At 68.6% G+C, this 24057-nt stretch carries 12 protein-coding genes; 5 read left to right on the top strand and 7 right to left on the bottom strand.

The window, feature by feature from the left end; all coding sequences use genetic code 11:
- Positions 1-246 precede the first annotated feature (246 nt).
- Entirely contained in the window at positions 247-1425 is a 1179-nt protein-coding gene (locus FL344_RS17660) for a M23 family metallopeptidase (RefSeq protein WP_141619352.1), read from the top strand.
- A 47-nt stretch (positions 1426-1472) separates the two neighbouring features.
- Here FL344_RS17660 and FL344_RS17655 read toward each other — a convergent pair whose 3' ends face one another.
- Positions 1473-2057 (bottom strand): DUF2378 family protein, encoded by a 585-nt coding sequence (locus FL344_RS17655; RefSeq protein ID WP_141619351.1) that lies wholly within the window; start codon positions 2055-2057, stop codon positions 1473-1475.
- A gap of 224 nt (positions 2058-2281) precedes the next feature.
- On the opposite strand from FL344_RS17655, the gene FL344_RS17650 reads away from it, so the two are divergent.
- The 3 genes from FL344_RS17650 to FL344_RS17640 all read left to right on the top strand — a co-directional run bounded on the left by FL344_RS17650 (position 2282) and on the right by FL344_RS17640 (position 6762).
- Positions 2282-4786, top strand: coding sequence for a glycogen/starch/alpha-glucan phosphorylase (locus FL344_RS17650; RefSeq protein ID WP_141619350.1), 2505 nt, complete (start codon positions 2282-2284; stop codon positions 4784-4786).
- Entirely contained in the window at positions 4783-5259 is a 477-nt protein-coding gene (locus FL344_RS17645) for a nuclear transport factor 2 family protein (RefSeq protein ID WP_141619349.1), read from the top strand. Before FL344_RS17650 ends, FL344_RS17645 begins: the two co-directional genes overlap by 4 nt.
- Before the next feature lie 657 nt (positions 5260-5916).
- Positions 5917-6762, top strand: coding sequence for a lipase secretion chaperone (locus FL344_RS17640; RefSeq protein ID WP_228565140.1), 846 nt, complete (start codon positions 5917-5919; stop codon positions 6760-6762).
- Between the two features lie 15 nt (positions 6763-6777).
- On the opposite strand, the gene FL344_RS17635 is transcribed toward FL344_RS17640, so the two are convergent.
- The 3 genes from FL344_RS17635 to FL344_RS17625 all read right to left on the bottom strand — a co-directional run bounded on the left by FL344_RS17635 (position 6778) and on the right by FL344_RS17625 (position 15422).
- A complete protein-coding gene (locus tag FL344_RS17635; RefSeq protein WP_141619347.1) occupies positions 6778-8730 on the bottom strand; it encodes a M3 family metallopeptidase in 1953 nt (650 codons plus the stop codon).
- A 156-nt stretch (positions 8731-8886) separates the two neighbouring features.
- The gene (locus FL344_RS17630; RefSeq protein ID WP_141619346.1) at positions 8887-14451 is read right to left on the bottom strand and encodes a lamin tail domain-containing protein; all 5565 of its coding nucleotides are present in this window, start codon (positions 14449-14451) and stop codon (positions 8887-8889) included.
- A 167-nt stretch (positions 14452-14618) separates the two neighbouring features.
- Positions 14619-15422, bottom strand: a complete 804-nt coding sequence (locus tag FL344_RS17625) for an SDR family oxidoreductase (RefSeq protein WP_090490381.1) — start codon at positions 15420-15422, stop codon at positions 14619-14621.
- 118 nt (positions 15423-15540) lie between these two features.
- On the opposite strand from FL344_RS17625, the gene FL344_RS17620 reads away from it, so the two are divergent.
- Positions 15541-18177 (top strand): U32 family peptidase, encoded by a 2637-nt coding sequence (locus FL344_RS17620; protein ID WP_141619345.1) that lies wholly within the window; start codon positions 15541-15543, stop codon positions 18175-18177.
- Between the two features lie 18 nt (positions 18178-18195).
- Here the strand turns inward: FL344_RS17620 and FL344_RS17615 are convergent, their stop codons facing one another.
- The 3 genes from FL344_RS17615 to dnaE form a co-directional block, all read right to left on the bottom strand.
- The gene (locus FL344_RS17615; protein WP_141619344.1) at positions 18196-19233 is read right to left on the bottom strand and encodes a prephenate dehydrogenase/arogenate dehydrogenase family protein; all 1038 of its coding nucleotides are present in this window, start codon (positions 19231-19233) and stop codon (positions 18196-18198) included.
- An 81-nt stretch (positions 19234-19314) separates the two neighbouring features.
- Positions 19315-20142, bottom strand: coding sequence for a crotonase/enoyl-CoA hydratase family protein (locus FL344_RS17610; protein ID WP_141619343.1), 828 nt, complete (start codon positions 20140-20142; stop codon positions 19315-19317).
- 21 nt (positions 20143-20163) lie between these two features.
- The gene (dnaE, locus tag FL344_RS17605) at positions 20164-23721 is read right to left on the bottom strand and encodes a DNA polymerase III subunit alpha (RefSeq protein WP_090490387.1); all 3558 of its coding nucleotides are present in this window, start codon (positions 23719-23721) and stop codon (positions 20164-20166) included.
- Positions 23722-24057 lie beyond the last annotated feature (336 nt).

The raw sequence follows: 24057 nt of genomic DNA, 5'->3' as shown, positions 1-24057 counted from the left end.
GCGGTGCGTCGAAGGTTCACCGGCGGCATCGCCTGTTCGCGGTAGCGCGGGCCCGCGGACACGGGCCTCCTCGATGCGCCGGAGCCCCTGAGGACACCGGGTGGGCAGCGTCTCCCTCGGGGGCGCAGGGAGGCTGGGCCAGGCGCTCCGCGGGGGCTTCAAGCAGCCAGGCAGCCGAGCCCGGAAATTTCCCGGCCCTTCGCTGGGCGAGCGCCAGGGTGTCCACTACACTCGGCCGCCGCTCCCATGAGAATCGCTCCCCTGCTCTGCCTGGCCGCCGCGCTGCTGGCTTCGACGTCCGAAGCCGCGGTCCGTCACGTCATCAAGAACCGCCGTATCGAGCCGCGCCAGACGCTCGCGCAGGCGCTGCACGATGCGCAGCTTCCGGACGCGCAGGTGGCCGCCGTCATCTCCGCGCTTGAGGGCGTGTTCGACTTCCGCAAGTCGCGCGTGGGCGACCAGCTGCGGCTCGTCATCCGCGACGGGGAGCTGGACTTCTTCGACTACCGCCAGAGCATGGTGGACGAGTGGCAGGTCCGCCGCGACGGCGAGAAGTACGTGGGCAGCAAGCGCGCCATCGAGGTGGAGAAGCAGGTCGCCGTGGTGGCGCTGGAAATCCAGTCGTCGCTGTACGAGGCGGCGGTGGCCGTCGGCGAGGACCCGGCCATCGGCATGGTGCTGGCGGACGTGTTCGCCTGGGACATCGACTTCTACCGTGACGTGCGCAAGGGCGACACGGCGCGCGCGCTGGTGGAGAAGTTCGTCTCCAAGGGCCGCCTGCTGCGCTACGGCGACGTGCTGGCGGCGACGTACGCGGGCGGCCTCGTGGGCAACAAGAAGGTGTACCGCTACGTGCTCCCGGACGGGCAGCCCAACTACTTCAACGAGGAGGGCGCCAGCGCGAAGAAGACCTTCCTCAAGACGCCCCTGAAGTACGCCAACGTCACCAGCCGCTTCGGCTCGCGCTTCCACCCGGTGCTCAAGTATCTCAAGGCCCACAATGGCGTGGACTACGGCACCCCCATCGGCACCCCGGTGTGGGCGGTGGCGGACGGCACGGTGACGCAGGCGGGCTACGCGGGCGCCGCCGGCAACATGGTGGTCATCCGTCACGCCAACGGCTTCGAGACGCAGTACATGCACCTGTCGCGCTTCGGCGAAGGCGTCCGCGCGGGCGCCCGCGTGCGGCAGAAGCAGGTCATCGCCTACTCCGGCAACACCGGCCGCTCCACCGGGCCGCACCTGCACTTCGGGCTCAAGCGCAACGGCCAGTACACCAACCCGCTCAACCAGCAGTTCCCCCGCGCGGACCCACTGCCCAAGGAGCTGCTGCCGGACTTCCTCGCCAAGGCGCAGGAGCTGACGGGGCAGATGGAGGCCGTGTCCGTGGCCGCCGTCGCCGGGCAGGCCGCAGCCATGCCGTGACGCTGTGACGCCGTGCGCGTCCCCTCCGTGGGACGCGCGCCGCGGGTCTACTCCCAGGTGATGACGTAGTCAGCGCCCGTCACGCCGCGAGGCGTGCCCACCACCCGGCTCTTGCAGCCGACGACGCTCAGCGCCTCCGTCAAGACGCCCTCGTGGTACTGCACCGGCTGCATGTCCCCGTGGAAGGCTAGGCGCACCTGCTTGTCTCCCAGCACGGCGAATTCGCGCCGGCCATAGTTCACCAGCGTCGAGTACGCGGTGGGCGCGTGGGAGAGGAGCCGCTTGGGGTCGCCCTTGCCGATGAGCCGGTTGAGCGTCTGCCCCACCGTGGATTGGAAGAAGTGCGTGACAGCCGCGGCCCCGCAGGCCCGCACCGCATCCTCCATGGAGCCGTAAATGGGCGTGAGCGCTTCCGACGTCGCGTATAAGAGGCGCAGGGCATCCACGGCCGGGTAGGAGAAGAAGTCCACCGGCGAGCGCTTGAAGAAGGGCTCACGCAGGCGCGTGGCCGCCTCCATGCCCAGCTTCTTCTCTGTCAGGTTGAACACCGCGTTGAAGACGAGCCCGCGCACCGTGTCGTCGGGACGGATGACGGCCAACCGTTGTTCGAGGTCGTTCTGCGGAAAGCCCATGGCGGATCGATCTCTACATCAATCCGTCTCCGGGTTGGCGCGCCATCCACCGGCAGGCAGTCCGCCGCCCTTCCAGGTGAGCTGTCCCCAAGGGCTGGGACGCGCTTTACCGGTGCGATGCGAGACATGGCTGCGCTAGCCTGACGCGCGTTCGCGAACCCGGGAAACCCCGGTGCCCGCGAAACCATGAACCCGCAGCAACTCCGTCCAGAGATACCCGCGCCATGGCCCCTCCTGCCTCCGCCTCCCAGCAGCCCCGCCCAGCCCAGCCGGCCACGACCGACGACAGCGGGCTCGGGCACGACGCGGCCAGCTTGCGCCGTTCCTTCCTCGACCACGTCCGCTATTCGCGCGGAAAGAACTACGAGTCGTCCACCCCCCACGACCGCTTCATGGCGCTGTCGCTCGCGGTGCGGGACAGGCTGGCGGACCGGTGGGTGAAGACGTCGCGCACGTATTACGAAAAGGACGTCAAGCGCGCCTATTACCTCTCCGCCGAGTACCTGCTGGGTCGAGCCCTGGGCAACAACCTGTTGAACCTGGGGATGTACGAAGCGGCCGCCGAGTCGATGCAGGAGGTGGGGGTGGACCTCACCAACCTGCTGGAGATGGAGCCGGACGCGGGCCTGGGCAACGGCGGTCTGGGCCGCCTGGCCGCGTGTTTCATGGAGTCGCTGGCCACACTGGCCTACCCCGGCATGGGGTACGGCATCCGCTACGAGTTCGGCATCTTCACGCAGGACATCGTCGACGGGTACCAGGTGGAGCGCGCCGACGAGTGGCTCAAGTTCGGCAACCCGTGGGAAATCGTCCGGCCGGAGAAGGCGGTGCCGGTGCGCTTCTTCGGGCGCGTGGAGCACCACCAGGGCCCGGATGGCCGGCCCGTGGCGCGCTGGGTGGGCGGCAAGACGGTGGTGGGCGTTCCGTATGACACGCCCATCGCCGGGTACCACAACAACACCGTCAACACGCTGCGGCTGTGGCAGGCGCGCGCCTCCGAGGAGTTCGACCTGCTGCTGTTCAACGCGGGCGACTACGAGCGCTCGGTGGTGGAGAAGAACGACTCAGAGGTCATCTCCAAGGTCCTCTACCCCAACGACGCGTTCCAGGCCGGCAAGGAGCTGCGGCTCAAGCAGCAGTACTTCTTCGTCGCGTGCTCCATCGCGGACATCGTCCGGCGCTATCTGAAGAACCACACGGACTTCAAGGACTTCTCCCGCAAGGCGGCCATCCAGCTCAACGACACGCACCCGGCCATTGGCGTGGCGGAGCTGATGCGCGTGCTGGTGGACGAGAAGCGCCTGCTCTGGGACGAGGCGTGGACGATTACCCAGGAGACGTTCGGCTACACCAACCACACGCTGCTGGCCGAGGCGATGGAGAAGTGGCCGGCGACGCTCTTCGAGCGGCTGCTGCCCCGCCACCTGGAAATCATCTACGAAATCAACTCGCGCTTCCTGCGGCAGGTGCAGATTCGCTACCCGTACGACCAGGAGAAGATGCAGCGGATGAGCCTGGTGGAGGAAGGGGCCGAGAAGAAGATTCGCATGGCCCACCTCGCCGTCGTCGGCAGCCACAGCGTCAACGGCGTGGCCGCGCTGCACACCGACCTGCTGCGCCGGGACGTGCTGACGGACTTCGCGTCCATGAACCCGGAGCGGTTCAACAACAAGACGAACGGCGTGACGCCGCGCCGCTGGCTGGCCTGGTGCAACCCCCGCCTGTCCAAGCTGATTACGTCCCGCATCGGCGAGGGCTGGGTCACGGACCTGGACAAGCTGACGAAGCTGGAGGCGCACGCCGAGGACCCGGAGTTCCGCAAGGCCTTCCGCGAGGTGAAGCGCGCCAACAAGGAAGACCTGGCCCGGCACATCCGTGACTTGCGCTGGGTGCAGCTCAATCCGGACGCCATCTTCGACGTGCAGATCAAGCGCCTGCACGAGTACAAGCGCCAGCTCCTCAACGCGCTGCACATCGTGGCGCTGTGGATGAAGGCGCGCAGGGACCCGTCCACCATCATCCACCCGCGGGCGTTCATCTTCGGCGCCAAGGCCGCGCCGGGCTACCACCTGGCGAAGCTGACCATCCGGCTCATCAACGGCATCGCCGAGGTGGTGAACAGCGACGCGGGCACCACGGGCCTGCAGGTGGTTTTCGCCCCCAACTACCGCGTGAGCCTGGCCGAGCGCATCATCCCCGCTGCCGATGTGTCCGAGCAGATCTCCACCGCGGGCATGGAGGCGTCCGGCACCGGCAACATGAAGCTGATGCTCAACGGCGCGCTGACGCTGGGAACGCTGGACGGTGCCAACGTGGAGATTCGCGACGCGGTGGGCGACGAGAACTTCTTCCTCTTCGGCCTCACGGCGGACGAGGTGATTGCTCGCAAGCGCGAAGGCTACCGCCCGCGCGACGAGTACAACCAGCACCAGGAGCTGCGCGAGGCGCTGGACCTGATTTCCACCGGCTTCTTCTCGCCGGAGGACAAGCACCTCTTCAAGCCGCTGGTGGACAGCCTCCTGGAGGAGGACCGCTACCTCATGCTGGCGGACTTCCCGTCGTACATGGCGAAGCAAGAGGACGTCGCGCACGCCTACAAGGACGCCGACAGCTGGGCGCGCAAGTGCATCATCAACGTGGCGCGCGGCGGCATCTTCTCCTCGGACCGGACCATCAAGCAGTACGCCGAGGAAATCTGGCGCATCCAGCAGACGCCGGTGGATCCGTGAGCACAGGGCCCGCCTCCCCTTCCCTCCCGGCCGGTGACGACGCCGGCCGGACGGCTCTCGAGGACGTGGTGCGGGCCTTCACCGACGCCTTCAACCGCGACGACCTCGATGCGGTGATGGCGTACTTCACGCCGGACGCGCTGTACGAGACGTATGACGGAAAGCTGTGCCGGGGCCTCGCGCAGGTGCGCGAGGCCTTCGCCGCGCAGTTTCGCGGTGACTTCGGGCGCATCCGATTCCTCACCGAGGACATGGTGGTGGATGCGCCCGCGGGCAAGGTCGTGTTGCGCTGGCGCTGTCAGCACGAGGTGTCCGCGCGCCGCGGCCCGCGCCAACTCATGTACCGGCTGCTGTACGGCCAGCACTTCGGCTGGTACGGGCTGGATGTCCTGCACTGGGAAGCAGGACGTCTGCTCGAGAAGCGGACGTATGCCCAGGCCGGGCTGCCCCTGGTACGACGTGGGAGGCCTTGAGGTCAGGCTGGGACGGGCTCAGTAGCTCCAGCTCCAGCACGCGCCGTAGGCCGTGCGCTCGCAGATGGTGTTCGCCACATCCTGGTAATTGCCCCAGTCGACGCCACCTGCGAACTCCCACGGAGCAGATGGCGCCAGGGATGTAGCCCTCACAGATGGCCTGCGCCGCCGTGGTCAGCGTCGAGCCGTCGGCATCCTCCAGCTCCGCTCCGCCGCACGCGCTGACGAGGAATCCGAGCGGAACGCTGGCACACAAGGTCATCGTCTACTTCATGGTGTCTTCCCGGGGAACAATCCAAATCAGAACATAGACACTCACGGACTCGCCCATCACCTTCGTTACACGGAAAACATCCGAGGCTTCCGGCTCCGCTCAAGGGACTGGAGGGTGATTGGCATTGGAGTCGTCACGTCCGAGGACCTGGCGGCATGAGATTGCAAGCCAACCGGGTGCTGGGAGCGAGTGCGGCCATCCTGGGCCTTCTCTTGGGATGGCGGATTCTCCCCGTGGGACAGACTGCTGGCGCGCCCCCCGCCCCTGGCCCCGTGAGTTCCCAGGGCCGCAACAGTCCAACGCTCGTGGGGGCCCCGGCGAGCCGTGCGTCGCCCACGCCAGGCGCCGTCAACGCAGCAGCCCCGGCGGCAGAACCCCTGGCCTTGGAGTTGGAGGTACTGCGCCTCTCGCTGCTCGAGCGCTTCGGCTCGCGCCTGCACGAACCGTCCGTCCAGCTCCGGATGCTGGAGCAGCTCATGCGGTATTTCCAGACGCGCTCACCAGACCGGTGGCGAGAAGAACTCCAGACATTCCTCCGCAGAGCCTTTCCCGGCCAGTACGAAGCGCTGGCCACCCTGCTGCGCGACCGTCTGGACTACGAGAAGTGGGTAAAGGACAACGACGCCTACCTGCGAGGGTTGGACTCGAAGCAGCGCCGTGCCGCCGTTTGGGATGCGCGCAACCGCCTCTTCGGGAAGGAGACGGCGCAACGCCTCTGGGCTTCGGAGCTGAAACACCAGGCGCTGGTGGACGCGCTCCAGGTGATTGATGCGAGGCAGGACCTGCCCCTCTCGGAGAAGCTGTCTGCCTACAAGGCGCGGCTGGGAGAGGTCTACGGAGACGGGGCACCAGCGCAGCTCGCCCGGCATCCACAGGAGACGATGAATCGCTTCCTGGCGCTGCCCTCCGTTCAACGTGAACTGACGGGCATGACACCGGCCGAACGCGCGCGCAGCCTGTGGGCCGTGCGCCAGGAGATGGGGCTGAATGACGAAGCGCTGCGGCGATGGGACGCGCTGGACCAGACACGGGATGCCCGCTGGGAAGCGGGCCTCCGGTACATGGCGGAGCGCACAACTCTGGCACGGACGCTCTCCGGCGATGCGCTGGAGGCCCGGCTCCAGGAGGTGCGCGCCCGCTACTTCGGCACCGAGGCGGACGTCATCGCCCAGGAAGAGGCCAGTGGCCTCTTCCGCTTCACGCGCCCCCGGCAGTGGGGGCGCAACTGAAACGCGGACGGGACGTCACGCCGCCTGATTGAGCCACTCCTCATAGGCGCGGAAGTCGTAGTCGCGCCCCAGGAAGGCATTCACCAGCCGGGCCGCGTCGTCGGAACCACCCGGCTCCAGCACCGCGCGCCGGTAGGCCTGGGCGGGCTCCGGGGACAGCATCCCCTTCTGCTGGAAGACCGTGAACAGGTCCTTCGCGATGACGAGCGACCACATGTACGTGTAGTAGTTGGACGAGTACCCGTCGAGGTGGCCGAAGGAGAGGTGGAAGTAGGTGCCCTCCACGTACGGGAAGGGCGTGAACTTCCCCTGGAGCTCGCGCACGAGCGACACCGCGTCCACGCCCTCCGGCTTCCGCCGGTACAGCTCCAGGCTGAGCGCCGCGTAGAACATCTGCTGGCGCACCCACAGGCCCTTGCCGAACTCCTCCGCGCGGCGCATGCGCTCCACCACGTCCGCGGGGATGGGCTCGTTCGTCTGGTAGTGCTTCGCGAACGTCTGGAGGCTGGCGGTGTCACGCGCCCATTCCTCCAGCATCTGCGACGGCGCCTCCACGAAGTCCCACTCCGTGCGCACGCCGGACACGCCCGCCCAGCGCGTGTGGCCGCCGAAGATGTGGTGCAGCAGGTGGCCGAACTCGTGGAAGAAGGTCTCCACGTCGCTGTGCTGGAGCAGCGCGGGCTCCGCGCCAGGTCGGGGGAAGTTGCAGACCAGCACCCCTTCCGGCAACCGCCGGCCCGACTTGCCGCTGGTCAGCGTGAACTGGGCCGCGTGCTTGTACTTGTCGTCGCGCGGGTGCATGTCCAGGTAGAAGCGCCCGCGCAGCGTGGCCCCCTCGAACACGTCGTAGGCCTCCACGTCCGGGTGCCACACCGGCGCGTCCGCGACGCGGCGGTAGGTGACGCCGAACAGGCGCGCCGTCAGGTCGAGCACGCCCTGCTTCACGCGCGTGTACTCGTAGTAGGGCCGCACGACCTGCGAGTCGAAGGCGTACTGCTCCGCCTTCACGCGGTCCTCCAGGTACGCCTGGTCCCACGGATTGACGCGCTCGGCGCCAGGGACGTCACGGCGCTTGCGCTCCAGCAGCGTGGCGTAGTCGCGCTCCATGCGCGCACCGGACGCGGCGGCGATCTTCTCGATGAAGTCCGAGGCGGCCCCCTCGTCCCGAATCATCTTGTCCTCGGTGGCGTAGGCCGCCCAGTTCCGGTAGCCCAGCAGCGTGGCCAGCTCGTTCCGGCGGGACACCATGCGCTGCAGGACGTCCGCGTTGGCGGGATGGCCGCGCTGGCGGAAGACGCGCCACATCTGCTCGCGGGCCTGGGCATCACGCGAGTACGTCATGAAGGGGACGATGTCCGGGTAGTCCGTGGTGATGCGCACCTTGCCGTCCGGCCCGGGCGGGTGGGCGCGCACGTAGTCGTCGGGCAGGCCCTCCAACGCGGCCGGCGACAGCGCCTCCGTGCGCGTGTCCTGGCGGATGTTGCGGCTGAACTCCTGACCGATGCGGACCAGTTCCTCCTGGAGCGCCTTCACCCGGGCGCGGGTGGCGTCATCCCGGTCCACGCCCGCGCGGCGGAACTCCCGCCGCACCTTCTCCATCCACTTCCGCGTGGCGGCGTCCTCGCCGGACAAATCCAGCGCGGCCAGCACGTCATAGACGCCCCGGTCCATGCGGATGTCGTTGCTGAGCGTCTCCAGGGCCTGCTCGGCGGCCTCGGCGGCCTCGCGCATGGCGGCGTCCGGGTGCGCATGGCGGGCGACGCTGGCTCGGGCTCCCGCATCGTCGAGCGCGGCCGTGGCCTCGTCGTAGAGCTCCAGCACCTCGCGCGTGACGTAGGGGGGGCGGAGGGCCTTGAGCTGGGCGATTCCCGCTCGGGCGGCGGCCATGGCCTCCTCACCGGCACGCGTGAATTCGGCCGGTGGGCAGGTGACGAGGCGGGCGGCGTCGGGGACTTGGCTCTCTGACACAATCTGCTCCTGGACGTGATGACGGCGAATGTACGGCCGCAAAGGTAATGCGCCGGACGCCGGGGAGCAGCAGGGATTGGCGGCGGAAATGCGAGAGGCCGCCCGGCGCATGCACGCCCGGCGGCCTCCGTGTGAAACGCGGTGCTTCGAGCCCGGCTACGGCTGTTCCGTCGGGCTCAGGGCGTTCTGTGGCTGACGGATGGCCCGGGTGACGAAGTCCGCGCTGTTGTTGTTCGAGTCCCAGCCGTTGCCGAAGGACGCGTCAGCGCCGCCATCCGCCATGGTGGCGGGGGTCGAGGTGCTCAGGGCCTTCCGCTCCAGGCTGCCGCCCGCCGCGGGGTGATGGGGCGCGGCGGTGCCCTCGGGCGAGTTACCGCTGCCCCACGCCACCTTGTCTACCGCCACGTCATTAACGGCGGTCGTCAGGCCAGGACCGATACGAACATGGCCACCAGCCGTCGTGGACGACGAGACGTCGAACGAATAGCCCAGATCCCACGCCACGGGGCCGCTGTAGTTGGCGCCCCCTAGCAGGAAGTACCCGTGGGCGCGGATGACAGTCCCGCCGGGGATGGTGACGGTGCCGGAGTACGAAGACCCTGTCGCGGACTTGTACTGCACCAGCCAGCCGCCGATGTTCACGTCGGCATTCGTCGGGTTGTAGAGTTCGATGAACTCATCGGTCGCCGCGGCACCGCTTCCGTTGCCGCCGCTCACCTCGCTGATGACAACGTGGTTCGCCACTGGGGGCGGCGGCACCACCGTCACCGTGCCGTAATTGCCCGTGCTCCCCTCCGCGACGACACCGTCCTGGTCGCAGTACACCCACGCCTGGGCCGCTGCGGGCCCCTGGGTGAAACGGTAGCGGAAGCCGTAGATGTAGTTGCCCGGCGCCGCGATGTTCAGCGGAGCCACCCGCTCATCGTCGTTGCCCGGCGTGGCGAAGCCCGCGTTCGGCTCCGCCGCCACCCACGTCCACGATGCAGGTGACGCGGCATCGGTCCCGTAGCCCAGCTCCGCCACGAGGTGCGGGAAGCCGTCGTTGCCGTTCTGGTTCCGAGTGCTCACCTGGGGCTCGTAGAACTGGCTGTAGACGGACTCCGCGCGGCCCGCCCGGATGGGGGTAGCGAAGGACTTCGGATACTGAATGGCGCAGTGGTCCACCGGGCCGGTGATCTCCACACCGCAGGACGCGTTGGCGCTGCCCGGCGTGCCCCGTCCACCGCCAGGAAGCACCTCCTCCGAGTCACACCAGTACCAGGCGTGCTGGCTGGCCCGCGTGCCCACCACCACGGATGACAGGTTCATCGAGCGCCCCGTCGTCTGCGGGAAGGAGGCCGAGTACGCCACGTCATCCACCACCGTGGCGCCCATCTCGACGAAGAGGTGCCCCGAGTGGCCAAGCTCGAAGAGCGTGCTCCCGTAGCCGTACTGCGCCACCACGCCGCCGTTGGTGGCCTCATCCGTGTTGCTCGCGAGGACGAAGGTGCCCCGGCCCGGGACGATGAGCGGCCGGTCCCCGGTCGTCAGCACGCTGAAGTCCGTCTCACTGCCCGCGCCATTGTCGAAGCGGATGCGCAGGTTCGCGATGTCCCGCGGTCCGTCGACGGTGCTGGTCAGCTCGATGTACTCGGTGGTGTTCGCGTCCGGGCGGTGCATCACCTCGCTGATGACCAACTCACCCGCCACGGGCGCAGGCGCCGTCTCACAGACACCGGCGATGCAGACGCCGTCCTGCCCCGGGCAGACCTCCGGGGTGGCCGTGTACTGGCATTCCGCCAGGCCCGCCGTCACCACGCACGCTTCCTCGTAGCTCACACGTTGCACGCCGTCCTCGTCACACTCCGGCGCGCGCGGCGCGCAGACGATACCGCCGCAGGGGCCCGGCACTGCGATGGAGACGAACGCCACGGTGCTGCCGTTGTTCGCGCCGTCGAAGACGCGGAGCGCGAAGTACCAGGTGGCCGCCTGGGACGGCGGCACCGCGTGAATCACTTCCTCCGCCTGTCCCGGCGCCCGGGGCGCCGCCGTGGGCACCTCGCTGGCCAGCGCGAAGCTCTGCGGGTCAATCGGCCCCGCGCTGTAGCGCAGCTCGTAGCGCGCGGCGTTGCCCACGACGCCGTTGTCTCCCGTGGCCAGCCACGTCAGGCGAACCGTCGTGTCGTCCACCAGGCTGGCGCTCAGAACGGGCTCGGCGGGCGCGACGTCGTCGGTGATGGTGACCATCGTGTCGACGGACGGCAGCGCCGGGTTCTCCGTGGTCGCGGAGAGGACGAAGCTGCCCGCTTGGTCCACCGTGAGGTCGCTGAAGACGGCCACGCCCGCCTCCGGTGCCACCGTCAAGGTGCCGCCCAGCGTCACCCCGACCGCCCCCACCAACTGGAGCGTCACGGACGGCGCCGTGACGTTCGAGACGTTGCCGAACGCATCCTGCAAGGCCACCCGCGTCTCGGACAGCGGCTCCAGGACGGTGCCCGGCTCCGGAGGCGCGACGAACGCGAGCTTCACGGGCGCGCCCGCCTCCACGGTGAAGTCAGACGTACCGGACACAGGGGCATCGCCGTCCGTGAACGTCACCGACTGCGCTCCCGCCGTCTCGAAGGTGATGGTGAAGGTGTGCGCTCCCTGGTCCACCGCGGTGTACACGTGCGCCGACAGGGGCGCCGCCTCCGGGTCCGTGGACGCAGGCGCCACCGTTCCCTGGTACGCCGTCAGCACGTTGCCGAAGCGGTCACGCGCGGAGACGGTGAAGGATTGGGGCTCGCCCGCGACGATGGCCTCCGTCGGCCCCGCCACGGACAACGCCGCGAGGAGCCCGGGCTGCACCGTCACAGAGGCATTCCCAGTCAACGTCGCCGTCGTGGTGTCCGTGACGACGAGCTGACCCGTGCCCACTGTGGCGAACTCCACATTGAAGAGACGCTGACCGGCGTCCAACTCGGTGAAGGTGTAGTCCGAAGGCACGGTGGCCTGGGCGTCCCCTGGAATCTCGAAGTGGACGGTGCCCCGGTAGCCCGAGGCGAGGTTGCCATGGACATCCCGCACCGACACGGTGGCCCCCACGGGCTCGCCCGCGCGGGTCGTCGATGAGTCCAACTGCAGCGTCAGCTGCACAGCGGGACCAGACAGGACCTGGGTGTTCACCACCGCCTCCAGCCCTGTGTTGCCCGCCTCCCGCACCGTCACCGAGCGCGCGCCGGAGGTCACCAGCGTCACCGAGAACATGCGCTGCCCCGCGTCCTGCCCGGGAACGAAGGTGTAGTTCGCGGGCAGCGTCGCCCCCGGGTCATTCGATTCGAAGTGCACCGTGCCCGTGTAGCCCGTGACGATGTTGTCAAAGCTGTCGCGCGCGGTGACTGTGAGGCTCTGCGCCTCGCCGGCCTCCACTTCCGCGGGAAGCGCGCTCAGCTCCAACACGGTGACCGCACCCGTGCTCACCTCCACATCGAGCGTGTCGGTCAGCTCCGGCCGCGCCGTGTCCACCACGGCGACGCGCTGAGGCCCAGAGGTCAGCAGCCTCACGCCGCTGAAGGTCCGCCGGCCCGCATCCGCCACGGTGAACGTGTAGTCGCCAGGCAGCTCCGCCTCGGCGTCAGTGGACGAGAAATGCACCGCGCCGGTGTAGCCCGTGGCCACGTTGTCGAAGGCGTCATGGGCCGTCACCACGACGCTACCCCCTGCGCCCGCGGCCACCGGCGAGACCAGGCCCGTGAGCGACAGCCGGACGGCGTCGCCCGGCGCGATGGTGAACGCGTCACTGGGGACCGAATCCAACCCCGTGGCCGACGCGATGAAGCGGTGCGTTCCCGCCTGCTCCACCACCACGCCCGAGAAGGTCGCCACGCCCGCGACCGCCGCCACCTGCAAGGGCGTGAAGCCGGGCTCGTCCTCCAGCGTGAGCGTCACCGGCGACGTGGCCGTCGTGACGACCGCTCCATCCTCATCCAACAGCGAGACGCGGAGCTCCGGCTGCGTATCGCCCGCGTCCCCATCCACGGGCTGCTGGGAGAAGACGAGCCGCGTGACGCCCTGCACCTGCGTCTGCACCATCAAGCTGGAGGAGCGGACCGCGTTGCCCTGGTTGTCCGCCACGCGCAGCGCCACGTAGTAGTTCGTGCCGGGCTGAAGGCCCGTGAGAACGGCGGACTCCTGCGTGCCAGCCTCCGCGGGCTCGCCCAGGCCGTCCACCGGCGTCGCCTGGTTGAAGTCCGCATCCGTCTCAATCGGGTTCAGCGAGTAACGCAGGGCATGCGACGCGGCCCGCCCCTGGTCGCCGTCATCACCCACCGCTGTCCAGGAAACCGTGACACTGTCGGGCGTGGCCGCGGTCGCGGCGAGGACAGGGATGGCGGGGAACACGTTATCGATGATGTCGATGTCCGTGCTCGTGGCGGGCGCCAGTCCATCCGCGGTGGCCTGAAGCTGGAAGCGGCCCTCCGTGTCCACGTGCACGCTGGAGAACGACGCCAGCCCCTCCATGGGCGCCACCTCGGTGACACCCCGCAGTGGCACGCCACCCGCCGGCACCAGGGACAGCGTCACCGAAGGTGCGCCCACGGGCGTCCGGTTGCCATGCGCATCCTGGAGCACCACCTCCACGGCGGTCAGCGCGGCGCGAACAGACGCATGCGAGGGCACGCGCGCGAAAGCCAATGCCGCGGTCTGGTCCGCCGAGACGCGCACGTCCTGGCGCCCCGCCAGGCCCGCTTGCGCGGCGTCCTGTACATCGACGCGCTGGGTGCCCGCCCGCCGCAGGGTGATGCCCGTGAAACGGAAGCGGCCCGCGTTCACCTCCGTGAAGGTGTGGCCGCCCGGCAGCGTGGCCGTGGCGTCCGAGGACTGCACGCTCAGCGTGCCGCGATAGCCACTTGCGACGTTGCCGAACGCGTCACGCACCGTCACCTCCGCATCATGCGTGGAGCCCGCGATGGCGGTCTGCGGCAGCCCCGTCACCTCGACGGTGGCGGCGGCGGCCGGCGTCACGTCGAACGAAGGGCTGACCGCGCCCTCGACGCCGGTGGCCTCAGCCTTGAGCTGATAGCCCTGGCCCGCGCGCGTCAGCACCACTTCCTGGAAGCGGGCGACGCCGTCCACGGCCTGAGCGCGGAGCGTGCCTCCCAGGGAAGCCCCACCCGGGCCAGCGGCCAGCGAGAGCGTCACCTCCCCCGTGACGGACGGAACCGGGCGGCCGTCGGCGTCCCGGAACTCGACGTCCAGCCCGCCAATGGGTGCACCGGCTCGGGCCGACAGCGAGGCCGCCGCGAAGGCCAGCCTCGTAGCCCGCAGCGCGGTGAAGCCGACGACGGGACGCGAGCCCAGCACCACCGCGCCTCCCTCGGCATCCACCGAGGCCGTCACCCGCTTCGAGCCGCCTCGCGTGGACACCACGGACGCGGTGGCCACGCCCTGGGCATTCGTCCGGTCCGCGGGCTGCGTCACGGTGTTCCCGTCGCCGGAGACCTCCACCCGCACCGCGCGGCCCTCCATGGGAGCGCCGTCCTTCTGCCGCACCGTCACGGTGATGGTGACCCGGTCCACGCCGTCCGCCAGCACCTGCTCCACCCGGTCCACCTGCACCGTGGAGAGCGCCGCGTCGGGCAGAGACTTCGCTAGCGGCGGGAGCGGCGACGTGCCGCTGTCACCACACCCCACCAGCACAACGCCGAGGCACAGCACGCCCAACCCCAGCAACCGGGTGAGCGCGAGAGGACAACGGGACATGAGCGGCTCCGGGAACGAACGGACCCCGCACGGAAGAGAGCACTCGCGAGGTCCCAGTGCCTTCTACCAGACAAGTCCCTTCACCACGTAGACCTCCACCAGAGCTTTGCATCCCGGGTGGAACCCACGGGGCTATCGTGACCCATGCCCCGTTGAGTGCGTCTCCTTTACATGCCGAGCGCGGCCATGAGCGCGCCGCCGCCCAGCAGGGACTGGCCACCGTCGCAGACCATGATGGAGCCGGTGATGTAGGACGAGCCTTCCGACGCCAGGAAGAGCGCGAGCTGGGCAATGTCCTGCTTCTTCCCGAAACGCTGGAGCGGCAGGGCCTGGGCGAGCTTGTCGCGGCCCTCGTCACTGGGGGCGAGCCGGCGCATGCCTTCCGTGTCGTCGATGGGACCAGGGGTAATCGCGTTGACGCGCACGCCGGAGCCACCCCATTCAATGGCCAGCACGCGGGTGAGCATGTCCACGCCGGCCTTGGCAGCACAGACGTGGGCCTGCATGGCCATGGGGAGATAGGCCTGGGGCGCGGAGATGTTGATGAGGGACGCGCCCGGCTTGCGCAGGTGCTCGAAGGCGGCGCGGCTGATGTTGAAGGTGCCCAGCACGTCGATGTCCATGACGGCCTTGAAGCCGTTGGAGGACATGCCCAGCGCGGGCGCGGGGAAGTTGCCGGCGGCGCCACACACGACGACGTCCAGCTCACCGTAGGCTTCGCGCACCGTCTGGAGGGCCTTCTCCACCGCGGCATAGTCCCGGACGTCGGCGGCCACGCCCATGGCGGTGCCGTGCGCCTGAAGCCCCTTCACCGCGGCCTCGAGCTTCTCCACGTTGCGGCCGTTGATGGCCACCTTGGCGCCCGCCTTCACGAAGGCCTCAGCGATGCCGAGGTTGATGCCACTGCTGCCGCCAGAAATGAACGCCACCTTGCCCGCGAGCAGCCCGTCCCGGAACACGCCATCAGCCATTTGGACCCGTCTCCTGTGGAAGCAACCGGGCAGGGACTTGAACAAACCTGCCGCACTGCGTCCATGACGTTCGCTGGACGGACAGCGGAACCCGGGGCCGTGTGTTAGAGGTCGCGCCATGACCCGCCGCCGCCCCGAAATCCTCGCCCCCGCTGGGGACCTCGACTCGATGAAGGCCGCGCTCGCCAGTGGCGCGGACGCCATCTATTTCGGATTGGACGAAGGGTTCAACGCACGCGCACGCGCGGAGAACTTCTCGCTCGCCACCCTGCCGGAGACGCTGGCGCTCGTGCACCGCGCCGGCGCCCGCGCCTATCTGACGCTGAACACCCTGGTCTTCGAGCCCGAGCTCCCGGTGGTGGAGAACATCCTGCGCCGCATCGCCGAAGCCGGCGTGGACGCGCTCATCGTCCAGGACCCCGCGATTGCGCTGGTGGCCCGCGCGGTGTGTCCGCAGATGGAGGTCCATGCCTCCACGCAGATGACCATTTCGAGCGCGGAAGGCGCGCGCTTCGCGAAGGGCCTGGGCGCCACGCGCGTGGTGGTGCCGCGAGAGCTGTCCGTGGCGGAGATTCGCCGGCTGGCGTCGGAGACGGACGTGGAGCTGGAGGTCTTCATCCACGGCGCGCTCTGCATGTCGTGGAGCGGTCAGTGCCTCACGAGCGAGGCGTGGGGTGGACGCTCCGCCAACCGGGGACAGTGCGCACAGTCGTGCCGGCTTCCGTACGACCTGGTGGTGGATGGCCAGACGCGGGAGCTGGGCGACGTGCAGTACCTGCTCAGCCCCAAGGACCTCGCGGGTGTGATGGCGGTGCCGCAGCTGGTGGAGATTGGCGTCCACTCGCTGAAGATTGAAGGCCGGCAGAAGGGGCCGCAGTACGTCGCCACGGCCGTGCAGGGCTACCGGCGCTGGGTCGATGGCGTGTCCGCGGGGACGCCGGACACGGGTGCGCTGCGCAAGGACCTGGCGGACATGACGCTGTCGTACAGCCGGGGCTTCTCGCACGGCTTCTTCGCGGGCTCGGACCACCAGACGCTGGTGGAGGGGCGCTTCCCGAAGCACCGGGGCGCGTACCTGGGCCGCGTGGAGTCCGTGCACGGCCGTGACGTGCGCGTGGTGGACGACACAGAGGGCCGTCCCTGGACGGGCGGGCTGGGCCAGGACGACGAGAAGGCGCGCCCGGATGCCCCCGTGGGCAAGGTGTCCTCTCCACTGGAGACGGAGACACCGGTGGCGGCCGAAGTGTCGCCCCGCCCCGGCATGGGCGTGGTGTTCGACGACGGGCACCCTGAGGACAAGCACGAGCCCGGCGGTCCGCTGTTCCGAGTGGAGCGCAAGGGCCGTGGCTGGGTGCTGGGCTTCGGCAATCCCGGTCCGGACATGGGCCGGGTGAAGCCGGGCCAGCGCGTCTGGATGACGAGCGACCCGGCCCTGGCGAAGCGCACGGAGGAGCTGCTGGGGCGCGGCGAGCCCGAAGGCCGCGTGCCTCTGGAGTTGACCGTGACAGGCGCCGCCGGTTCGCCGCTCACCGTGGTGGGCCGGGCACGCGGTGGACACGTCTATTCGGTATCCAGCGAGGTGGCGCTGGCCGAGGCGCGCGGTGGCGGCATCGACGAAGCGCTGCTGCGGGACAAGCTGGCGGCGCTGGGCGGAACGCCTTTCACGCTGACGGGGCTCGATACGTCCGGGCTGGCGGCGGGGCTGCATTTACCGGTGTCGGAGATGAAGGCGCTGCGTCGCCGGCTGGTGGCGGAGCTGTCGGACGCCGTGGCGTGCGGTCCGGTGCGGACCGTGAACGAAGGCTCCACGCTGGAGTCTCTGCGCGCGTCGCTGCGTGAGCGTGTGCAGCCGACGCCCCGCGCCGTGGAGGACGTGCGCTTGCTGCCGCTGTGCCGCACGGACGAGCAGCTCGAAGCGGTGATTGCCGCGGGGCTGCCCGAGGTCGAGCTGGATTGGATGGAGCTGGTGGGCCTGCAGCGCGCGGTGGAGCGTGCGCGCGCGGCGGGGCTGCGCGTAACGATTGCCACGGTGCGCGTGCAGAAGCCGGGCGAAGAGGGCTACGACGCGCGCATCGCGAAGCTGAAGCCGGACGCGGTGCTGGTGCGGCACTGGGGCGCGATGATGCACTTCCTGGAGCGGCCGCCCGCGCCCGGGGAGACGCGCCCTGCCCTGCACGCGGACTTCTCGCTCAACGTCACCAACTCCGTGACGGCGCTGCATCTGCTGGGGCTTGGGCTGGACACGCTGACGTTCGCGCATGACCTGGACGCGGTGCAGTTGGGGGCCATGCTGGAGCACCTGCCCGCGGAGCGCTTCACGGTGACGGTGCATCACCACATCTCCACGTTCCACACCGAGCACTGCGTGTATTCCCACACGCTGTCCCACGGGCGTGACTACCGGAGCTGTGGACGTCCGTGTGAGAAGCACCGCGTGTCCCTGAGGGACCACAAGGGGCTGGAGCACCCGGTGGTGGTGGACGTGGGGTGCCGGAACACGGTGTTCAACGCACAGGCGCAGAGCGCGGCCTCGCTCGTGCCGTCGCTGCTCGCGCGGGGCGTGCGGCGCTTCCGGGTGGAGTTCGTGCGCGAGTCCCGCGAGGAGGCTTCGCGCGTGCTCTCCGCGTACCAGGAGCTGCTGGCCGGTCGCATCTCCCCTGCGGAGGCCGTGCGCCGCGCGGCGGTGCATGAACAGTTCGGTGTGACGAAGGGAACGATGAAGGTGCTCAACCCCACCTTCACCGTGCAGCGCTGACGCTGAAGCCCACCGCGCTCAGCGGGAGCCCGTGGGCACGGCGCGGCGAGAGAAGCGCAGGACGGCGCGGAACACGTCTTCCGTGTCGTCCGCGTCCATCCCCTGCTCCGTGGCCCACTGGCGCCGGGTCTCCAGCAGGCTCGCCTCGCGCTCCGCGTCTGGCAGCGGGAGTCCGTGCTCGGCCTTCAGGTGTGCGGCCTGCTGGATGAGCTGGGCGCGACGTTCCAAGAGTTGAACCAGCTCACGGTCCAACGCATCCACGCGCTCCCGGACGTCCGTCAGCCCGGGCGGCGCGGCGACAGGCTCCGGCGCGCCCGAGCGCCCTGATTCACAACCCAGGTGGAGCTGCGTGAGCGCATCCAGCAGCCGCACGCGTGCGTCCCGCGCGTAGGGATTCTCCGACTGCACGACGCCGAAGAGATGGGGCACCTCCAGCCGTGCGTACTCCTCCAGGCGGGCCACGGGCTGGAAGCTGGGCGGCGCGAAGGGCAGGTCCTTTCCGGCCTCCGCCTTGAGCAGTCCGTGCGCCAGGAAGAAGGTGAGCACGTGCGTGCGCGCCATCAGCGCGTCGTGAGCATCCGGCGACAGCTCCGTCACTTCACAGCCGATGCGTTCAAACAGGACCCGGGCCTTGCGCACGGCCTCTGGGTGCAGCTCGTTCGGGCATACCACCGTGCGGCGAGGCAGGTCGCCCCTCGCCAGACTGGCCGGGCCGAACAGCGGATGCGTGCCCACCCAGGGGATGTCCCGCCCCAACACGGAGGCCAACACCTGCACAGGGCGCACCTTGACGCTTCCGACGTCGAGCACCGTCTGCGCTGGAGAAAGGCGCGGGCGAAGCTCCTCCAGCACCGAGCGCATTCCAGACACGGGCATGGCGAGCACCACCAACCCAGCGCCATCGACAGCATCCACGAGCGTCGGTGCCCGCAGTGCGTCGGGCACGTCATCCTGACGCGGCTCGAACACCCGATGCGGGAGGCCCGCCCCCAGCAGGAGGCCAGACAGGGCACGGCCAAAGCGGCCGTACCCCAGCAGCGCGATGCTTTCCGTCATGTCGCCGGACTCCGAATCCCAGGTACTCCTGGAACTCTCGCATCGCCAGCGCAAGCGGAGGAAGCCCCTCGACCGGGGGGCTCAGCGCCCCTGGAAGTGAGGGGGACGGCGTTCCACGAATGCGGAAAAGGCTTCGGCCAGGTCATGGGACTGAAGGAACGCGGAGTTCCACACCGCCACATAACGCAGGCCATCCGCGATGGATTTGTCCGCGCAGTACTCCATGACCTGCTTGGCGCCCTGGACGACGAGCGGGGCATTCTCGGCGATGCGCTTCGCGGTCGCTCGGGCCTCCTCCAGCAGGGCCTCCGGCGTGGGGAACACCTCGTTCACCAGCCCCATGCGCAGGGCGCGCGCCGCGTCCACGTCGCCACCGGTGTAGGCCAGCTCACGCGTGTGGCCCTCGCCGATGATGCGAGGCAGCCGCTGAAGCGCGCCCAGGTCGGCGACGATGCCCACCTTCACCTCGCGCAAGGAGAACTTCGCGTCCTCGGAGCAGTACCGGAAGTCACACGCGGCGATGAGGTCCATGCCACCACCGATGCACCAGCCGTGCACGGCGGCGATGACGGGCTTGCGGCAGCGGGCCATGCCCTCGGTGGCCTGCTGCATGTCGCCAATCAGCGACAGCAGCTTCAAGCGCTCCAGGGCCAGGTTGCTTTCGCCGGTGAGCAGCGGCCCCAGGGACTCCATCATCCCGATTAGGTCCAGGCCGAAGGTGAAGTGCTTGCCCTCGCCGCGAACCAGCACGACACGGACGGAGTCATCCGCATCCAGCGCGCGGATGGCCTCGGGCATCTCCCGCCAGAAGTCGGGCCCCATGGCGTTGCCCTTGCCAGGGCCGGTGAGCACCAGCTCGGCGACGCCTTCAGTCTTCTCGATGCGCAGCGACTTGTAGGTCCCGTCCATTCAGGCCTCCAATTCAAGACGTCAGCCGAACTCCACCACCCGCATGCCGAACAGGCGGTCCACCGCGAGCAGCAGGTCGTCATTCACCTGCACCTTGATGGACGTGTTGCCGATGAGCGCCTCGCCCTCGCCCTTGAAGAGCACGCTCACCGCCACGGGCGTGGCGCCGGCGTACTTCTTCGCCAACTCGTGCAGCTTCGCCACCCGCTCCTCCGTGAGCAGGTCCGCCGGCACGCGCAGCTCCAGCCGCTTGGTGCGCTTCTCACGCACCGCCTTGAGGCTCTGGATGTCGTCGACGATGAGCTCCGGCGTCGGCGTGTCCTCGTCACGCTGGCTGATCTGCACCGTGCCCGACACCAGGATGGGGTCGTCCGACTTGAGCAGGTGCTCCCAGTTCTCGAAGCCCGGCTTGGGGCCCTGCTTCGCCCACTTGCCGTCCCGGCCCATCACGTTGCGCGTGCCGTCCTTGCCCGGGAAGCACACCAGCTCGATGGAGCCGGACAAGTCCTCAATCGTCACCCACGCCATGCGCTTGCCCGTCTTCGTGGGCCGCTCGCGCAGCACCGTGACGATGCCCGCCACCGTGAGCTTGTCGTCCTTGCGCGCGCGCTGCACCGCCGTAATCGGCCGCGCGTAGCGCTTCAGCTCCTTGTCGTACTGGTGCAGCGGATGGCCGGACACGTAGAAGCCAATGGCCTCCTTCTCCAGCGACAGCCGCTCCTTCTCCGACCAGTCCTCCACCTCGACGTAGTCGTCCTTCAGCCCGCCGCCACCACCGTCCGAGGACGGACCCGCCAGCATGCCGAACAGCGAGCTCTGGCCGGCCGCCTTGTCCTTCTGGCTGGCCGAGCCGCGGTTCATCGCCTTCTCGATGGTGTCGAAAATCTGCCGGCGCGAGCGCTTCTCGAAGTCGAAGGCCCCCGCCTTCACCAGCGCTTCCATCACCTTCCGGTTCACCTTGCGGCTGTCCACGCGCTCGCAGAAGTCGAACAGGCTCTTGAAGGGGCCGTCCTTGCGCGCCTCCAGGATGGACTCGATGGCGCCCTCGCCCACGCCCTTGATGGCGCCCAGGCCGAAGCGAATCTTCCCGCTCACCGCGCCGAATTCCATGTCGGACTGATTCACATCCGGCGGCAGCACCTCGAGGCCCGACTCGCGCGCCTCGCCGATGTGCTTCACCACCTTGTCCGTGTTGTCCTTCTCGCTGGAGAGAAGGGCCGCCATGAACTCGCAGGGGTAGTGCGCCTTCAGCCAGGCCGTGTGGATGGTGACCAGGCCGTAGGCCGCCGAGTGGCTCTTGTTGAAGCCGTACTCGGCGAACTTCTCCATCAGGTCGAAGATTTCACCGGCGACCTTGAGGTCGACGTTGTTCTTCGCGCAGCCCTCGAGGAAGCCGGCCCGCTCGGCCTGCATGACCTCGGCCTTCTTCTTGCCCATGGCGCGGCGAAGCAGGTCCGCGCGGCCCAGGGTGTAGCCACCCAGGACCTGCGAAATCTGCATCACCTGCTCCTGGTACACGATGACGCCGTAGGTGTCCTTGAGCACCGGCTCCAGCGCGGGGTGCGGGTACGACACCTTCTCCCGGCCGTGCTTGCGGTTGATGAAGACGTCCACCATGCCGGAGTCCAGCGGACCCGGGCGGTAGAGCGCGCCGGCGGCGATGACGTCTTCGAAGCAGTTCGGCTTGAGCTTCACGACCATTTCCGTGAAGCCGCTGGACTCCATCTGGAAGATGCCGGCCGTGTCGCCCTTGGCCATCAACTCCCAGGTCTTCTCGTCGTTGAGCGGAATCTCGTGCCGCGGAATGTCCTTGCCGTGGTTGCGCTTCACCAGGTCCAGCGCGTGCTGAATCACCGTGAGCGTCTTCAGACCGAGGAAGTCGAACTTCACCAGGCCGGCCGCTTCCACCTCGTCCTTGGCGAACTGGGTGATGAGCGTCTTTTCACCCGGCGGCTGGTAGACGGGCACGAACTCCCACAGCGGCTTGTCGGCAATCACCACGCCTGCGGCGTGCATGCCGGGCTGGCGGTGCAGGCCCTCCAGCGCGAGCGCGATTTCGAGCACGTCCCTGGTGGTGACGGGCTTGCCCTCCACCTCGCCGATGTTGGAGGGCGTCTCCATCATCTCCTTGAGGCGAGGCTCCATCTCGATGGCCTCCCTCAAGGTGATGTTGAGCACCTCGGGAACCAGCTTCGCGATGCGGTCACCTTCGCTGAACGGCAGCGCGAACACGCGGCACACGTCGCGCAGCACGCTCTTCGCCTTGAGCGAGCCGAAGGTGATGATCTGCCCCACGTTCATCTCGCCGTACTTCCGGCCGACGTACTGGATGACCTCGTCCCGGCGGTCCTGGCAGAAGTCGATATCGAAGTCGGGCATCGACACGCGTTCCGGGTTCAGGAAGCGCTCGAACAGGAGGTTGTACGGGATGGGGTCCACGTCGGTGATGCGCAGCGCGTAGGCCACCAGGCTGCCGGCGCCGGAGCCACGGCCCGGGCCCACCGGGATGTTCATCTTCTTCGCCCAGTTGATGAAGTCCTGGACGATGAGGAAGTAGCCGCTGAACCCCATCTTCTGGATGACGCCAATCTCCAGCGCCAGCCGCGCCTGGTACTGCTCGCGGTCGATGGGGTACGTGACGGTGGCCGCCAGCTCCTTGAAGCGCTCGCGCAGGCCCTCGTACGCCAGCTCTGCCATGAAGCTGTCCGGCGTGTGGCTGTCCGGCACCTTGAAGGTGGGCAACATCGGCTTGCCCAGCTTGAGCTCCAGGTTGCACTGCTCGGCGATTCGCTGGGTGTTGTGGACCGCCTCGGGCGTGTCCTTGAAGAACTCCAGCATCTCCGTGGGGCTGGTGACGTAGAGCTTGTCCGTGGAGTGCTTCATGCGCTTGCCGTCCGCCAGCGTCTTGCCGCTGGCGATGCACATGAGCAGTTCGTGGGCCCGCGCGTCCTCGCGCTTGATGTAGTGCGCGTCCGCGGTGGCGCACAGCGGGATGTCCAGGTCGCGCGAGAGCTGCTTGAGGTTCTCGTTCGCCTTGTCCTGCTCCGGCATCCCGTTGGACTGCACCTCCAGGAAGAAGTGCCCCGGGTCGAAGATGTCCTTGTACTCCTGCGCGGCGCGGCGGGCGTGGTCCATGTCGCCGCGGAAGCACGCGCTGGTGACTTCACCACCCAGGCACGCGGTGAGCGCGAACAGGCCCTTGCTGTGCTCGGCGAGCACCTTCTTGTCGATGCGCGGGTGGTAGTAGAACCCGTGCATGTACGCGGTGGAGGAGAGGTAGCGCAGGTTGGCGTAACCCTCCTCGTTCTTCGCCACCAGGATGAGGTGGTGGGAGACCTTCTCGGAGCGGTCCTCACGCCCCTTGGGCCCGGCGACGTAGGCCTCCATGCCCAGAATCGGCTTGATGCCGGCGTCCTTCGCCTTCTTGTAGAAGTCGATGGCGCCGAACATGTTGCCGTGGTCCGTCACGGCAACGCTGCTCATCCCCTTCTCCTTCACCGTCTTGATGAGGTCCTTCATCCGGATCGCCCCATCGAGGAGCGAGTAGAGGGTGTGCAGGTGGAGATGGGTAAAGGACATAAGCGCGTTCCGCTCCTGGAGGCCGGGGTGCAACCGAACACCGAACACTAGGGCCGTGCTCCCCTGCTCGCCAGTCCAGTGTTGCCCCTGGCGGAGCAGCGCGGGGGAAGCCGGAAAATCGGCCTCTTGCGGCGTTCCGCCATGAGCGGAAGCCCTGGACGGAACGCTAACGGCCCGCCCTTCCCACCGCCCGTCTCCGTGGAAATCACGATGGGTCCAACCCCAGGCGCCGGGACGTGGCCCCTGGGCCGGTGAGCGCACGGGCGGCTTCATACTTCTTCACGCCTCGTACAAGTCCCAGCAACGGCGGGCCGGCACATTGCCACCGTCGCCGCG

Source organism: Myxococcus sp. AB036A, from assembly GCF_006547355.1.
Classification (GTDB): Bacteria; Myxococcota; Myxococcia; order Myxococcales; family Myxococcaceae; genus Myxococcus; species Myxococcus virescens.
The sequence above is the reverse complement of the archived record's forward strand: the minus strand, read 5'-3'. Positions and strand labels throughout refer to the sequence as shown.

Bases quoted from the DNA above. Each gene is read 5' to 3' on its own strand.
- FL344_RS17660 (WP_141619352.1), top strand. From the start codon at position 247: ATGAGAATCGCTCCCCTGCTCTGCCTGGCCGCCGCGCTGCTGGCTTCG.
- FL344_RS17655 (WP_141619351.1), bottom strand. From the start codon at position 2,057: ATGGGCTTTCCGCAGAACGACCTCGAACAACGGTTGGCCGTCATCCGT.
- FL344_RS17650 (WP_141619350.1), top strand. From the start codon at position 2,282: ATGGCCCCTCCTGCCTCCGCCTCCCAGCAGCCCCGCCCAGCCCAGCCG.
- FL344_RS17630 (WP_141619346.1), bottom strand. From the start codon at position 14,451: ATGTCCCGTTGTCCTCTCGCGCTCACCCGGTTGCTGGGGTTGGGCGTG.
- FL344_RS17625 (WP_090490381.1), bottom strand. From the start codon at position 15,422: ATGGCTGATGGCGTGTTCCGGGACGGGCTGCTCGCGGGCAAGGTGGCG.
- FL344_RS17620 (WP_141619345.1), top strand. From the start codon at position 15,541: ATGACCCGCCGCCGCCCCGAAATCCTCGCCCCCGCTGGGGACCTCGAC.
- FL344_RS17615 (WP_141619344.1), bottom strand. From the start codon at position 19,233: ATGACGGAAAGCATCGCGCTGCTGGGGTACGGCCGCTTTGGCCGTGCC.
- FL344_RS17610 (WP_141619343.1), bottom strand. From the start codon at position 20,142: ATGGACGGGACCTACAAGTCGCTGCGCATCGAGAAGACTGAAGGCGTC.
- dnaE (WP_090490387.1), bottom strand. From the start codon at position 23,721: ATGTCCTTTACCCATCTCCACCTGCACACCCTCTACTCGCTCCTCGAT.